The sequence below is a fragment of the Bacillus sp. SJZ110 genome (assembly GCF_006715455.1).
GTDB classification, from domain to species: domain Bacteria; phylum Bacillota; class Bacilli; order Bacillales; family Bacillaceae; genus Bacillus; species Bacillus subtilis.
Genome location: NZ_VFNF01000001.1, coordinates 202,545 through 217,857, shown reverse-complemented (window position 1 = coordinate 217,857; position 15,313 = coordinate 202,545). Strand labels below are relative to the sequence as shown.

General features: G+C 43.7%; 15 protein-coding genes. 7 read left to right on the top strand and 8 right to left on the bottom strand.

From position 1 onward, the window contains the following. Position 1 precedes the first annotated feature (1 nt). Genes gerAC through gerAA form a run of 3 tightly spaced genes read right to left on the bottom strand, consistent with a single transcriptional unit; the run spans position 2 to position 3,634 of the window. A complete protein-coding gene (gerAC, locus tag FB592_RS01125; RefSeq protein WP_021480574.1) occupies positions 2-1,123 on the bottom strand; it encodes a spore germination receptor protein GerAC in 1,122 nt (373 codons plus the stop codon). After that, positions 1,120-2,217: a spore germination receptor protein GerAB gene (gene gerAB, locus FB592_RS01120; RefSeq protein WP_021480573.1), complete on the bottom strand. Its 1,098-nt coding sequence runs from the start codon at positions 2,215-2,217 to the stop codon at positions 1,120-1,122. Before gerAB ends, gerAC begins: the two co-directional genes overlap by 4 nt. Continuing rightward, positions 2,186-3,634 carry a spore germination receptor protein GerAA gene (gerAA, locus tag FB592_RS01115; protein WP_032726836.1) on the bottom strand — a complete coding sequence of 483 codons (1,449 nt, stop codon included), beginning with the start codon at positions 3,632-3,634 and terminating at the stop codon, positions 2,186-2,188. Before gerAA ends, gerAB begins: the two co-directional genes overlap by 32 nt. Positions 3,635-3,751: 117 nt before the next feature. Here gerAA and FB592_RS01110 point away from each other — a divergent pair, with 117 nt between their 5' ends. Continuing rightward, entirely contained in the window at positions 3,752-3,937 is a 186-nt protein-coding gene (locus FB592_RS01110; protein WP_003221676.1) for a YvzF family protein, read from the top strand. Between the two features lie 66 nt (positions 3,938-4,003). Further along, the gene (gene fumC / locus FB592_RS01105) at positions 4,004-5,392 is read left to right on the top strand and encodes a class II fumarate hydratase (RefSeq protein WP_003228523.1); all 1,389 of its coding nucleotides are present in this window, start codon (positions 4,004-4,006) and stop codon (positions 5,390-5,392) included. A gap of 39 nt (positions 5,393-5,431) precedes the next feature. Here the strand turns inward: fumC and FB592_RS01100 are convergent, their stop codons facing one another. Next, a complete protein-coding gene (locus FB592_RS01100; RefSeq protein WP_003243192.1) occupies positions 5,432-6,307 on the bottom strand; it encodes a TetR/AcrR family transcriptional regulator in 876 nt (291 codons plus the stop codon). Positions 6,308-6,474: 167 nt separating this feature from the next. On the opposite strand from FB592_RS01100, the gene spxO reads away from it, so the two are divergent. After that, entirely contained in the window at positions 6,475-6,639 is a 165-nt protein-coding gene (spxO, locus tag FB592_RS01095) for an anti-adapter protein SpxO (protein WP_003221681.1), read from the top strand. 27 nt (positions 6,640-6,666) lie between these two features. Here the strand turns inward: spxO and cssS are convergent, their stop codons facing one another. Both cssS and cssR read right to left on the bottom strand, forming a co-directional pair. Beyond that, entirely contained in the window at positions 6,667-8,022 is a 1,356-nt protein-coding gene (gene cssS / locus FB592_RS01090; protein ID WP_141949170.1) for a two-component system sensor histidine kinase CssS, read from the bottom strand. Then, on the bottom strand, positions 8,019-8,696 hold the full coding sequence (gene cssR, locus FB592_RS01085) for a two-component system response regulator CssR (protein WP_003228529.1): 678 nt from the start codon (positions 8,694-8,696) through the stop codon (positions 8,019-8,021). Before cssR ends, cssS begins: the two co-directional genes overlap by 4 nt. A gap of 277 nt (positions 8,697-8,973) precedes the next feature. Here cssR and htrB point away from each other — a divergent pair, with 277 nt between their 5' ends. After that, positions 8,974-10,350 (top strand): serine protease Do-like protein HtrB, encoded by a 1,377-nt coding sequence (gene htrB, locus FB592_RS01080; protein ID WP_032726833.1) that lies wholly within the window; start codon positions 8,974-8,976, stop codon positions 10,348-10,350. Positions 10,351-10,391: 41 nt separating this feature from the next. On the opposite strand, the gene mrgA is transcribed toward htrB, so the two are convergent. Together mrgA and FB592_RS01070 are read right to left on the bottom strand one after the other, a co-directional pair. Further along, positions 10,392-10,853, bottom strand: coding sequence for a metalloregulation DNA-binding stress protein MgrA (mrgA, locus tag FB592_RS01075; protein ID WP_014477938.1), 462 nt, complete (start codon positions 10,851-10,853; stop codon positions 10,392-10,394). An 89-nt stretch (positions 10,854-10,942) separates the two neighbouring features. Then, entirely contained in the window at positions 10,943-11,785 is an 843-nt protein-coding gene (locus FB592_RS01070; RefSeq protein WP_141949169.1) for an oxidoreductase, read from the bottom strand. A 134-nt stretch (positions 11,786-11,919) separates the two neighbouring features. Here FB592_RS01070 and FB592_RS01065 point away from each other — a divergent pair, with 134 nt between their 5' ends. From FB592_RS01065 to FB592_RS01055, 3 genes are all read left to right on the top strand, one after another. Then, positions 11,920-13,716, top strand: a complete 1,797-nt coding sequence (locus tag FB592_RS01065; RefSeq protein ID WP_141949168.1) for a M3 family oligoendopeptidase — start codon at positions 11,920-11,922, stop codon at positions 13,714-13,716. A 110-nt stretch (positions 13,717-13,826) separates the two neighbouring features. After that, positions 13,827-14,264, top strand: a complete 438-nt coding sequence (locus FB592_RS01060; RefSeq protein ID WP_014477935.1) for a YusW family protein — start codon at positions 13,827-13,829, stop codon at positions 14,262-14,264. A 217-nt stretch (positions 14,265-14,481) separates the two neighbouring features. Continuing rightward, positions 14,482-15,309, top strand: a complete 828-nt coding sequence (locus tag FB592_RS01055) for an ABC transporter ATP-binding protein (RefSeq protein ID WP_080265401.1) — start codon at positions 14,482-14,484, stop codon at positions 15,307-15,309. Positions 15,310-15,313: the final 4 nt, after the last annotated feature.

Sequence of the window (15,313 nt, the reverse complement as noted above, 5' to 3'; positions counted from 1 at the left end):
CCTATTTGTTTGCGCCTTTCGTTCCGAAGTCTCTGACAATCACATTGACCCGGTAGTCTATTTCCGCATTGCTGAAATAATCATCATCCCATTTTCTTGCGATCTTTTTCCACTTTTGAGGATAATGAATTCTGACTTGGTTTCCCAATCCGGTCACATCCGCTTTGATCTCTTTCTGCAGCTTCTCTGTAATAAATGTCGTTACTGTTTTGTGTATTCGTTTTTCGACTGCCTTTTCAATGCTTTTAATATATGAATCCTTAAACGAATCTTCACTGGGATTCCAGTCCTCAGATAGACGACCTTCAATAGTGCGGGTGACGGTGAATTTGAACTTTCCGTCCTTATAGGCCGTCTTGATCTTCCGATTGCTCGAATATACTTCATAAGAAAAGAGATGGCCATCGCGCTTCAAGTCAATGACGCCTCCCTCGACAGTGCCTGAAAATAAGTTAATATTTTGAACCTCAATCGGGGTGAGATCCCGGTGCCATAATTTATTTTTGATGATAGAGGCTCCGTTTATCGCGAGCTTGCCGTTTTCCTTACCGACATGAGGGATGAGGAATGAATCGTCAGAGGTTAAGTGTTCTGAGATCTCCCCCAATGTAACTGGCTCCATCATTCTGATCGTCACCTTATTATTCTCTGTCAGATCATATATCACGTTGGATGCGGGTTCGCCTTCATCATTCATGTTAAATATATCCTTAGTTCGGCCGTTGGTGATAAAGACATAGGAACTCCTCCTTGTTCCGTTGTCTCTGACAAACTGGTTAATGATCGCGTCCATTCCAATTTGATCCGCAATCACGCTTTTGGAAAGCAGAATGAGACGCAAATGCTGTGAAAACGTAGGATTATGCTTTAATGCAGAGGTTCTCATCATTTGATGGACAGTTTCACCCTTTGTGATAGAAAGCTGTGTCGGATCAGATGAAGAGCCCTCCTTGGCACTGATTTTTTTCGGCACGAGAATTTGCTGTGTCAGCTCTAAGTTTTCATCGTCAGGCTTGTCTAGCCCTACTCCGATCACTAAGCTTAATTCCTCGATATTCTCACTGTCCCAGCATCCGGACAGCAATAGGGTGCATATAAACATACATAAAATCCGGATTTTCATTTTGCTGTAATCCTCCTCTTGAGAGCTACAATGAAAAAGAGAATGAAGGGAAGCAGAAACAGGGAGACAAAAATATAGCCAAGATAATCGCTATACACCATGACTTGATTGGCGTCATCCGGCCAGAGAGAAAAATAAAAGACCGTTATGCCGATAATCACCATGCTTGTTTTAGTCGATAATCCGAATGTCTTCTTTAGCCCGTTAGCGGCAAAGTATCCGTAAATGACAAATGTGGTGAAAAACTGGATGATCCAGACCACCAGTAAAAACGATTCAAACCGTTCAATAAATATGCCTTTAAGCTCAAAGGACTGAAAGAGAGAAATAGTCGGCCAAATCAGCGTTTTTACCTCGGGAGCGGTCAAAGCTCCGACAACGATAATATACGTAAGGATATATAAGATAATCGGAATCAGAAATCCTAGAGACGCATATCTGAACGTGTATTTCTTTTTCTTCATATGTTCAGGAAGAAACAGCATCACTTCCATTCCTAAAAAAGAGATGGAAACGACGGTAAGGGAGTTTGCAATGGGTCCAAGGCCTTCGCCTAAAACAGGACGCAAATTATTAATATCAAAAATTTTAAAACTGATCCCAAACACAACCAGCAAAATAATAATGGTTACCGTTAAATAAAAGGGAAACAGCCGCGACACATCACTTAAACCCCCGACGATTAAATAAATACCGCAGCAAATAAACGTTAAAATAATGACTTGAATTGGGGTTCTCTCCAGCAGGAAAAACTTCACCATTTCAGCCATTGCCCGTGTCTCGAAGCTGGCTACGCCGAGGAAATAGCCGCAGATCAAAAGGCCGATGATGCTGCCGATCCATTTCCCAAGCCCTTCCTTCAAATATTCAAAGAGTGAAGGGTATTGATGTTTTTTCTGAATGAGCGTGTTTAAATAAATGAAGAAAATAAAAATGAAACCTTCTAATATCAGCGTGATCCAGCCGTCAGGCGTATTAGCCTTAGTGGTCAGCGCTCGCGGCAATGTTAAAAGTCCGGCCCCAAGCATTGTATTTGCAACAATAGAAATACCTTGAAAGGTATTAAGTTTCAGTGGAGTCTGTTTTTGGCTCATTTGGATTATTCGCCTCTTTTGGTTTGTTTTTAATTGGGAGACGGATAATGGAGTCATCCGTATTTTTCAGGCTAAAGAATCCGTTTGGCGAAAAATACGGAGACCCAAAGCTCGTTTGTCTCGTTAAGTGCGTATAAACGACAAGCATAAATAAAATAATGCCGTACAGCCCTAAAATAGCGGCGGAAAACATCGAAATAAAACGCAGCACCCGGAAAGACAGACCCATTCCGTATTGAGGAACGGTAAAGGATGCCAGGGCAATGACACTGACGACAATGACCATAATCGAACTGACGAGATTCGCTTCTACAGCAGCCTGTCCGATGACTACGCCCCCAACGAGGCCGATCGTCTGTCCGAGCGGATTGGGGAGTCGCAGTCCGGCTTCCCTTAGCAGCTCGATGGTGACTTCCATCAGCAGGGCTTCAAATATCGGAGGGAACGGCACGTTTTCCCTGTTCGCCGAAATTGTAACGGCGAGCGCGGTCGGCAGCAGCCCCTGATGGAAGGAAACAAGTGCTATATAAATCGATGACAAAAACAAGGTGATAAAGATAGAAGCAAAGCGCAGCGACCGGATAAGAGATGCTGAAATCCAGCGTTCATAGTAGTCATCCGGGGATTGCATCAGGATGCCGAGAGAAACCGGCACCAGCAGCACAAATGGTGAACTGTCGACCAAAATTGCCACACGGCCGTTAAACAGGGCTGAAGATACTTTGTCAGGTCTTTCCGTATTTTGTATCTGCGGAAATGGTGAATATTTATTATCTTCAATGAGCTCCTCGAGCGTTCCGCTGTCCTGGATATCTTCCAGCTGGATATTTTTAAGCCGCGCCTTCACTTCTTTTATGACGGACTTTTTCGCTTTGCCCTCAATGTACATAATGGCTGCGGGCTTCAGCTTGTTTTCGCCGATCATGATTTTTTTGGTGATCAATTTCGGATGAGAGGTTCTTTGTCTGATCAGAGCGAGATTTGTATCAATATCCTCTACAAACGCAACTTTTGGGCCGCGTACCACTTTTTCAGTTGTCGGCTCTGTCAGGCTTCTTGTTTTTTTCTTTCCTGTGGTCAGAATATAGGCTTTATCCAATCCGTTGATAAACACAGCACAATTGCCGTTGAGAATCGATTCAATCGTTTTTTTTGCGGTTTCAACAGGTCTTGCGTCAAGCTGGTCAAGGCGTTTTTTGACCTGGTCAAGCGTTAAGGTCTCCTCATCTTTAATTAAAGTTTTAATGGCTTCTGACACCTTATTCTCATCAGTCAGTTCACTGAAATAGAGATAGTAAAAAACCAGTCCGTTCGCAAGCATTTTTTTGTTTTTCACCAGATCATCGTTTTCTTTTAATTTTGGCAGCACCAATGCTAAATTATCGTGTATATATTCCTTAAACTCTGTTTGTTCCAATGAGGTCACCTCTTATCCAAAACCTTAGTAGAGGTTATCTTTTCCTGTTAAAAAAATGATATACTGTGTTAGAGTATTTCATGGAGTAAGTTTTTTTATGAAAGCGGAGGATACGAAGTGGCACAGGTAAGGCTAGCTGGAAAACAAGAAGAAATTGAACAGCTCATTAGATCATTTGAAAAGCATTATGATGTCTCTTATACATCAAAGGAGTACGGAAGGACGAATCCAAAATACAAATATTCAAAGGATTCCCGCGTATATCTTGAATTAAAATTAAAATCTGCCAAGATCGAAAAATAAAAAGGATTTTTTGTGTCATTGGCGAATTATGATCTATTGAAGCAACCGTTATGGAGGGATACATAAATGGAATACAGAATTGAACGAGACACCATGGGAGAAGTAAAAGTTCCTGCTGATAAATTTTGGGGCGCCCAAACACAGCGAAGCAAGGAGAACTTTAAGATCGGTTCTGAAAAAATGCCGATGCGTGTTGTGAAGGCGTTTGCAATATTAAAACGAAGCACAGCTCTAGCTAATAAACGCCTCGGCAATCTGGATGCTGAAAAAGCAGAAGCGATTGCAGCGGTTTGTGATGATGTGCTCAAAGGCAAGTACGATGACAACTTCCCGCTTGTCGTATGGCAGACCGGAAGCGGCACACAAAGCAATATGAACATGAACGAAGTGGTAGCCAACCGTGCGACTGCTTTATTAAAAGAGAAGAACTCTGATCAAACGATTCATCCAAATGATGACGTGAACCGAAGCCAAAGCTCAAACGACACATTCCCGACTGCGATGCATGTTGCCGCTGTTTTGGCTGTTTACGAGCAGCTTGTGCCGGCGCTTGATCAGCTTCGCAATACACTGGATGAAAAAGCAAAAGCATACAATGATATTGTCAAAATCGGGCGCACGCATCTTCAGGATGCTACGCCACTGACCCTCGGACAGGAAATCAGCGGATGGGTTCACATGCTGGACCGTTCGAAGGAAATGATTTTGGAAGCGACAGATAAAATGCGTGCGCTTGCAATTGGTGGAACGGCTGTCGGAACGGGTATCAACGCCCACCCAGAGTTTGGAGAGCTTGTCTCAGAAGAGATCACTAAGCTGACCGGCCAAACGTTTAGCAGTTCACCGAATAAATTCCACGCGCTGACAAGCCATGACGAAATCACTTATGCGCATGGCGCATTAAAAGCGCTTGCGGCGGACTTAATGAAAATCGCGAACGATGTCAGATGGCTCGCAAGCGGACCTCGCTGCGGCATCGGCGAGATCGTCATTCCTGAAAATGAGCCGGGAAGCTCCATTATGCCTGGTAAAGTCAACCCGACACAAAGCGAAGCGTTAACAATGATCGCAGCGCAAATCATGGGGAACGATGCGACAATCGGCTTTGCTGCGAGTCAGGGAAACTTTGAACTGAACGTGTTTAAGCCTGTTATTATTTACAACTTCCTGCAATCTGTGCAGCTGCTCAGTGACGGCATGAATTCATTCCATGATAAATGTGCTGTCGGTATTGAGCCTAATAAAGAAACCATTCAGGAAAACCTGTCAAATTCATTAATGCTTGTTACGGCGCTGAACCCGCATATCGGTTATGAAAACGCGGCGAAAATCGCCAAGCTTGCCCATAAAGAGGGATTGACGCTCAAAGAAGCAGCTTTGAAGCTTGAATTGCTGACAGAGGAGCAATTTAACGAAATGGTTAAGCCGGAAGACATGGTAAAACCAAAGGCGTAATAGAAAGAAAGAACGGCTGCTTTTTAAGCAGCCGTTCTTCTAAATATGTTGCTGTTTTAATAAATATTTAAGCTGTTCCGCATCTTTGGCGAGAGCTTCAGACTCCGTCAGATTATGAATCATTCCTTTTATGATCGCCAGCTTCGGTGTTTTTTTCTTCATTTCTGCTTCAAGTATGTCCAAGCTCTCCGATAATTCAAGAGAGGAGTTTGTGTTTAAGCTGTTAATTTTGTCACGTAGGCTTTTCACAATCGATTCAGTCAGCGGGTCAGGCCGTCCGTGCGTAAGAGGCCCGAATAAAGAGCTCGCCTCTTCCAATGTGATGAAAGGCTTATCGTTTCGTTCAGACATGCCTTTTACCATATCATCAATTCGATTCATAATGATATCAGCTAATTGAGACGGCTTCACAGTGTACCCGAGCAAAATCATGCATTCCAGGTAAATCTGGCTGATGCCCTCTATTAAAAAACAAAGCTCAGCAGTGTACGGTTCCGCTTTTTTTCCATAGATGTTCAGCAGGCTGTCGATATGAAATTGAAGTGAGGACTGGCGGATTTTTTTTGCGCATTGCTCCACTTCTTCTGTGTAAGGCAGAGAACCCTCCTTCAACTGCATGCTGATAAAATCTTTGTGTTCAAGAATGTTTTCATAGAGGACGGTCAGCTGTTTACGGTAAGCCGTTCTGGGGCTGTCGCCCTTCGTTTTAATATTTAAAATTCGGGTAAACGTTTTATCATAATAGTAGTTCAGCATAGAGAGAAGAAGCGCTTCTTTCGAAGGAAAATAAATATAAAAAGCGCCTTTAGATATTTTGCATTCTTTTGCGATTTCCTGGACTGATGTTGAGTTGTATCCTTTTTGGGCAAATAGTTTTAAGGCTGTTTCAATAATCAGTTTTTCTTTTTCCTTCAATGGTTCCACCCTTTCGGAGCCCGGAGGCCTGCTAGGATATGACCATATAGTCACACCGTCTGTTATAAAATTAACCTTATTGTAACTTGTTTTTTTATCATGTATTATTTATATTATAAATTGAGATGACCGAATGGTCAAAGCTCAAGCGAAAGGGTGAATCTAGAATGAGAGAATTGGACGAAATGATCAGCCGCTTGCGAAACAGAGGAATCAAAGTGGAGAAAGTCAAATATCCGAAGCAGACCTTGTCAGAGAAAAAATGGGTTCATCAATGCAAACAGCCGCTCAAAACAAATTACAGAGATTTTAACGGCTATTCTTTCACATAAAAAAATAGACTGCAAAACATCTACAGTCTATTTTGGCACTGCTATGCGGTACGTTACACCCGTTTTGTCATTTTCAATTGAGATAGATGCCTTATGAAGAGTTAAAATTCGTTTTACGATGCTTAGACCAATGCCGAATTCGCCTTTCTTCCCTTTATTAAAAGGCTCATAGAGGCTGGAGAGCATCTCATCTTCAATATGCGGACCGTCATTTTTAATGGTGATCACGATATTTCGATCATCTTGTTTCATGCTGATTTCTATTTTTGTCTCAGCATAGCGGATTTGATTTTCCAGAATGTTTTCGAGGAGTTTGTTCCATTGCTCCGGATCGCCCGGCATCAAAATATCCTCTTCTACATCAATTTCCCACGATAGTTCTTTCCGCGCCCATTTCAATCGTTCGATGACTTCTTCTGTCACTTCCACAATACTGAACATGTAGTGCTGCACTTTTTGCTTCGCTAAATAATCCAGCTTCGTTAAATATAATAAATCCTTTATTTTTTTCTCCAGCTTAAGGGCTTCGCATTCAATAACATCTACAGTGTTTTCAAGGTCTCCTTTAGGAAAAATCCCGTCTTTAATTGATTGTGTATAGCCTCTGATGACCATGACCGGCGTTTTTAAATCATGAGAGATATTTTGCAATAGAGTTCTTTCTGTTTCATCCTTTTGCACAAGCTTTTGGCGCATCTCTTCGATGGTATGGCCCAATTTGCCGATTTCATCTTTCCGGTCCACTTTTACTGGGTCATCCCAATCCTGTTCAGAAATCCGTTTGACGTGTTTTTCAAATGATACAAGAGGCCTTGATAAATACTTTGCAAGCCAAATAGCCGGAATCCAGCTTAATAAAATGACGACAGCTATAATAAACAGAAGCTGTTTGAACAAGGTATAGGCCAAATCGTCCCGATAAGAATCAAGCGCGTAAGAGAGCATCATCGCTGATTGTCCATTGACGGAAAGTCCCTTTTTAATGACAAAAAACACTTTCTCTCCATTGACGTCGGCGCTGTAACGTTTCTTTTTAGCTTCCTGCTTATCAGCCAGCTTGTACACCTTGTGGATAAATGAAGATGACAGAATGCTTAAATCCTTGTCTGAAGAAGCCTCTTCATTTTCAGGAAGGAGCACGTGCTGTACGGAGCGGACAGTTGTCGGCGCCGTCGCCTCCTCGCTGTAATAGCGCCTTTCAATCGAACCTGGCAGGCGGTACTCTGTCAGAACATGCTGCTCATTTTCAATCGTCGTATACGTTTCATTAGTGAAAAAATCACGCAGCGTGTTTGAAAATAACACAAGCAGTAAAATCGATATCGCTAACAGGATGCCGGATATGACAACCCATATCTGAAACGCGAGCGGCTTGTTTTTCATGATGACATCATCCTGTAGCCGAAACCGTAAATCGTCTCCACCTTCAATTCAGGCATCTTTCTGCGCAGTCTCCGGACGAGATCATCAACGACCCGGTCTGTTCCGAAGTAGTCATGTCCCCACACTTTTAGGAGGATATCCTCACGAGAGTACGGATGCCCTTTATGATGGATAAATAATAGCAGCAGATCAAATTCCTTTGACGTCAAATTGATGATATTCCCGTTTTCGTCATAGACCTCGCGGGCGTCTTCAGCGACCCGATACGAGGAGACGGCAATTTCATTTTTCTGTACAGGAGGAGCTTCCTTATATACGAGCTGCAGCAGCTTTTGCACACGGATAATCAGCTCCCGCGGCAGAAACGGCTTTGAAATGTAGTCATTGCTGCCAAGCTCTAAGCCAAGCACTCTGTCAATATCCGCATCTCGGGCGGAAATAAAAATGACCGGCACGTCAGGATCTTTCGCCTTGATTTCTTTTATTAATGTATAGCCGTCGGTATCCGGCAGCATGATATCGAGAATCCATAGGTGGGGAGACGGTGTCATTTTCTTTCTGGCGTCTTCACCTTTCGTAAAAGATGTAATGTTCCAGCCCTCATTCTCTAAATACTTCGTCAGCAGTTCATTCAGGTTATCCTCATCTTCAACTAGATAAATGGTGTATGACAAGGCACTTCACATCCTTTCAACGTCATTATAAACTAGTTTTAACATACGGCAGGCAATTTTCATAATTTCACATATTCTTTTCATTTTTATCCCACAATGTTTGTTTATGATATGTATAAGGGAAGAAAGGAAGAGAAAAAGAGCGAGGAAGATGTAGGATGATCAAACATATTCTATTTTGGTGCTTTGCTTTTCTCCTCATTATTGGGACAATTGAACTTGTACATGCGATGAATATGTAACGATAAATGAATAACCGTTAAAGGAGTGTAAGAACATGGATTATCGACGTGATGGCCAAAACGATCAACATCAAACTGAACCTTCACATACAGAACAGCAGAATACAGAAAACCAGAAGCTGATTGGACATTCTGAACAAGAATTGCTTGACGCGCCTGTGTCGTATGAAGCGGGACGGCAGGAAACGGCTTCTGCTTTAGAAATGGAAAAGCAAGAAACGGCTGTGAAAAAAGAAAAGAAACGGAGAGCCGCATGGCTGAGCCCGATTTTAGGCGGTATTATCGGCGGGGGCCTCATGCTTGGCATCGCGCCTTATCTGCCGTCAGACCAAAATCAGGCGACCGAGACCGCTTCCGCAAATAAACAGGTGCAGTCTGATAATTTTACAACGGCGCCGATAACGAACGCATCAAACATCGCTGATATGGTAGAGGATTTAGAGCCTACGATTGTCGGAATCTCAAATATCCAAACCTCTCAAAATAACACATTCGGCACGGGAGGAGGCTCCAGCTCAGAAAGTGAAAGCGGAACCGGGTCAGGTGTTATTTTCAAAAAAGACAGTGATAAAGCGTATATCATTACAAACAACCATGTCGTTGAAGGCGCGAACAAGCTGACTGTTACGCTATACAACGGAGAAACGGAAACTGCCAAGCTTGTCGGCAGCGATACCATTACTGATTTGGCAGTTTTGGAAATCAGCAGCAAGAACGTCAAAAAAGTGGCGAGCTTTGGTGATTCTTCACAGCTGCGCACTGGCGAAAAGGTAATCGCTATCGGTAACCCGCTCGGACAGCAGTTTTCCGGTACGGTGACACAAGGCATCATTAGCGGACTGAACCGGACAATTGATGTGGATACAACACAAGGGACGGTGGAAATGAACGTGCTGCAAACCGATGCAGCGATCAATCCGGGGAACAGCGGAGGCCCATTAATCAATGCAAGCGGCCAGGTCATCGGCATCAACAGCTTGAAGGTGAGTGAAAGCGGCGTGGAATCACTTGGATTTGCGATCCCAAGCAATGATGTCGAGCCGATTGTTGACCAGCTGCTGCAAAACGGGAAGGTGGACCGTCCGTTTTTAGGCGTGCAGATGATTGACATGTCACAAGTTCCTGAAACCTATCAGGAAAATACGCTCGGCCTGTTTGGAGATCAATTGGGCAAAGGTGTTTATGTAAAAGAAGTTCAAGCAAATTCGCCGGCAGAAAAAGCAGGTATTAAATCTGAGGATGTCATTGTCAAACTAAACGGTAAAGACGTGGAAAGCAGTGCGGATATCCGTCAGATCCTTTACAAAGACTTAAAAGTCGGAGATAAAACAACAATCCAAGTGCTGCGAAAGGGAAAAACGAAAACGTTGAACGCGACACTGACCAAGCAGACAGAAAGCAGTTCAAGCTAAGAAAAAACAAAAAGCTGAACCCAAATAGGGTTCAGCTTTTTTTATCCTAAGTAAGAGGAAAGCATCCACACTTGTTTTTCAACTTCTTCAATTAATCCGACAAACAAGTCCGCTGTCGCATTGTCTTGATTTTCTTCAGCCAGGCCGATCACAAATTTAGATTCGCTGCTGATTTGTTTGTAGTCGTTTACCAATGCTTGTACCATTTCTGAAGCTGATGTTTCGTTTCCGCCGTCTGTGATAGATGCATGCTCAGTGTATTCTTTCACTGTGGCAACAGGCTGTCCGCCAATCGCCAGCAGGCGCTCAGCGATGGTATCCACTGTTTCAGCCGCATGGTCATAAAGTTCTTCAAATTTCTCGTGCAATGTAAAGAAATGAGGCCCTTTCACATACCAATGAAAACGGTGGAGCTTAGAGTATAAAAGAAACCAGTTTGATAATTGTGTGTTCATTGAATTCTCAACTAATGTTTGATTTGTTTTTGCGTTTTCAGTTTTCATAAGATAACGTCCTCCTTGTGATCTGTTGACTTAATTATATCATATACTAAATAAAAATCAATACTAAATTATAATAATTATAATTTAGATCAGCTGAATAGCTTTTTCTTCAGGATAGACTCCCACGCAGACCAAGGAAAAAGCGATCGGAACAGCAGGGTGAGCTTGATGCCCTTTCCGATCGGGTATCGCAATTTCTTGATATGCTGTTTTGTTGCCAATTGATAAATGAGGTCGGCAACCTCTTGGGGATCTCCGCTTTCTTCTCCGTTTTTTTCAACGTAGGAAAGGATCTTTTTATAGTATTGATGATAGGCTGAATCGTCAGCAGGCACCGACATAAAATTTGATAATGACGTTGACCAGATCGATGTCTTGTATGAGCCCGGCTCGATCAAAGCGGTTTCGATACCGAACGGAAGCAGCTCGATACGCAGGCTTTCAGAAAAACCTTCCAATGCATGCTTAGAAGAAACATATGGTGACAGCGCTGGGAATCCGGTCAGTCCGCTGATGCTGCTCACGTTTATAATCTTTGCGCCGCCATGCTTTCTTATGTAAGGCAGCACGGTTTTTGTCACATGGATCACTCCGAAGACGTTCGTTTCAAATTGTTGTCTGAAATGTTCCATCGGCACATCCTCGACAAAACCTCCATAAGCCGTTCCGGCGTTGTTAACGAGTAAGTCGATCGGGGCGTAAGCACTAACGGCTTTTCCGAATGAGACTATAGATTGTTCATCGGTGACATCGAGAGCTGTAATGAGAATGGAATCAGACACATTGTGTGCTGCAGCCAATTCCCGAAGCTGTTCCGCTTTTTCAGGCTGTCTTGATGTGGCTATCACGAAAAATGATCGGGCAAGCTTTACAGCTGCCAGCAGACCGAAGCCGCTGGACGCTCCTGTTACGATGGCTATTTTTTTATTCATCCTATACCTCCTATTAAACTGCTATAGCTATTGTACAATCTTGAACAGGAAATGACGTCTGTAAAAAGAAATTTTTATACAACAATTCAGAATTGTTCTATAATAGAACAAAAGAAGGAAAGGGGTTTTGTGATATGGCGCTGCAAGGGGTAGGCCAAAGATGGGATCTTGATTCATTTTTTAAGGGCGGGAGCCAATCGGAAGAATTCAAAGGATATATTGAGAAGCTGTCACAAAGTCTGCGTGCATTTCAAGACAGGACTGATGCGTTTCAGGTGCCTGAATCGCCTGAAGAGGCTAAAGGGCTGACCGCGTTGCTTGATTTATTCGAACAGACATCCGTCAAGCTTCAGCAGGCCGGCGCGTTTGTTGCCTGCCTCCAGGCCCAGAATATCAATGATCAAAAGGCTATAGAGCATCAGGCACTCATGAACCGGCTTTCCGCAGATTTTCAATCGTCGCTCGTTACATTAGATCATAAACTTGTAGACATTGATCAAGATGTGTGGAATGAGTTGTTAACAAAACCGGGATTACGCGATGTATCTTACATATTAAATGAAAGAAGACAGAGGGTTGCCGAAAAGCTTAGCCCAGGTAAAGAAAAACTGATTGGAAACCTTGCGGTGGACGGATATCACGCTTGGAGTGACTTATACAATATGGTTGTCGGGAAAATGACGATCCCGTATGAGGAAAACGGTGAAAACAAGCAATTGTCTGTCGGTCAGGCGGAGAATATGATGGACCATCAAGACCGTGTTGTCAGAAAAACAGTATATGAACGTTTCCGCCAAGCTTGGGAGAGCAAGCAGGATCTTTTCAGCAGCACGCTGAATCATTTGGCGGGATTCCGGCTTGAAACCTATAAAGCGCGTGGCTGGGAGAATGTCCTGAAGGAACCGCTGCAAATCAACAGGATGAAAAAAGAAACACTTGATACGATGTGGCAGGTCATCACTGAAAACAAGAAGCCGTTCGTTCAGTTTTTGAACCGGAAAGCATCCATGCTCGGCCTTGAAAAACTCAGCTGGTACGATGTTGAGGCACCGATCGGTTCTGACGGAAAGGTCTATTCGTATGATGAAGCCGCAAATATCATTACCAGCCAGTTTTCAACGTTTGGCAAAAAGCTGTCCTCATTCACTGAAAAAGCGTTTCGGGACGGCTGGATTGAGGCGGAAGACAGGAGCGGAAAAAGAGTCGGTGGCTTTTGCACTAGCTTTCCGGACAGCGGGGAATCCCGGATTTTCATGACATTTTCGGGCAGCGCCTCAAATGTCTCTACCCTTGCGCATGAACTCGGGCACGCGTTCCATCAGGAAGCAATGCTCAACGTCAGGCCGTTAAACCGCTCCTACGCCATGAACGTTGCAGAAACAGCTTCAACGTTTGCAGAGATGATAGTGGCGGACGCGACTGTCCAGCAGGCCGAGACCAAGGAAGAAAAGCTTGTTCTTCTGGAGGATAAAGTGCAAAGAAGTGTTGCGTTCTTCATGAACATTCACGCAAGATTTCTATTCGAAACGAGATTCTACGAGGAACGAAAGCGGGGAGTGGTACCGGCCAGCCGCTTGAATGAGCTGATGGAAGAGGCGCAAAGAGAGGCATACTGCAATGCGTTAGAAGAATATCATCCGCTTTTTTGGGCATCAAAACTTCACTTTCACATCACGAGGGTGCCGTTTTACAATTTCCCTTATACATTCGGCTACCTGTTTTCTCTTGGCATTTACGCGCTGGCGCTTGAAGAAAAAAACGCATTTGAAGAGAAGTATATGGCGCTATTGCGCGATACTGCTTCTATGACAGTGGAGGATTTGGCGATGAAGCATTTGGGTGCTGACATTACGAAGCGCGATTTCTGGGAGAATGCCATCAAGCTGGCTGTGCGTGACGCCGAAACCTTTTTGCAAATGACCGAATCTTAAAGAACCAAGCCGTGGCGTTAAATGCCCCGGCTTTTTCAATTCTTCTCTGAATGAGGATTTCATTCTCTGGATATACCTAAAATAAATGGAATCCTACAGGGGGGAAACATATGCATTTGATCAGAGCAGCCGGGGCTGTATGTCTCGCAGTGGTTCTGATTGCGGGCTGCCGTTTCAATGAAGACCAGCAGCAGGCAGAAGGAGAAAATACAGCCGTCACCCAGCTGAAGTCCGTTCCCTACAGTAATTTTTCGCTTCGTGTGAGCTACGGGGATGGTGAGCATAACCGTTATGAAGGAATCTATACAAAGAACGGAACTCAGGAAAAAGCGGAAATACAGGATAAGCTCTCCGGTGTCAATCAGGAGGGAGAAGAAGCATTGGATGAGATGAAAATGATTTTGAGCGAGCTTTCCGTAACAGACCAAATGGCTGAAACAGAAGTGATACACAGTGTGCTGGCAGCATTTAATCTGGACAGTCATTATGATCATATCGATTTAAAATTGAAGCTGAAGGACGGCTCCATCAGAGAAATCAAGAAGTAATCTTGTGATAAAAAACCCATAAACGTCAATTATGTCCATAAAACTAATTGAAAATGATTTTCAAAGTCAGTGTTTTCTGCTACAATGAGGGATATATGACCATATCAAATGGCTGAATATCGGAATCACTTGCATTGATGATAATTGACTTAAAAGCATGTATATAGAAAACGTGCAATACATAGTGCTGCTAAAAAGCCAGCAAAAAGGAGCGGTTATGGGTATGAGTGCAATTTCTACAGAAACGCTGAGCTTAGGATACGGGGATGCCGTTATTATTGATGAGTTGAATTTAACAATTCCCAAAGGTGAAATTACCGTATTTATTGGCAGCAATGGCTGCGGAAAATCGACACTTTTACGTTCATTAGCGCGCCTGATGAAGCCGAGAGGCGGTTCAGTGCTGCTGGAAGGAAGAGCGATTGCCAAGCTTCCGACGAAGGAAGTCGCAAAAGAGCTCGCAATCCTGCCTCAAGGTCCTTCGGCTCCTGAGGGGCTGACGGTGCATCAGCTGGTGAAGCAAGGAAGATATCCTTACCAAAACTGGCTGAAGCAGTGGTCAAAAGAGGATGAGGAAGCAGTTGAAAGAGCGCTTAAAGCAACAAAGCTTGAGGACATGGCTGACCGCGCCGTTGATTCTTTGTCAGGCGGACAGCGCCAGCGGGCTTGGATTGCGATGACGCTTGCCCAGGAAACGGATATCATCCTTCTTGACGAGCCGACGACGTATTTAGACATGACGCATCAAATTGAAATTCTTGATTTGCTGTTTGAGCTGAATGAAAAGGAAGGCCGGACGATTGTTATGGTACTCCATGACTTAAACTTGGCGTGCCGCTATGCGCATCATCTTGTGGCCATAAAAGATAAACGGATTTATGCAGAAGGCCGTCCGGAAGAGGTCATCACTTGTGATCTTGTGCAAAATGTATTTTCTATGAACTGTCAGGTTACACAGGACCCGCTCTTCGGAACGCCTCTTTGCATTCCTCATGGCAGGGGCAGATGCATTGTCCAGGAAGCGGCTTTCACATCGCATGGATAAATAA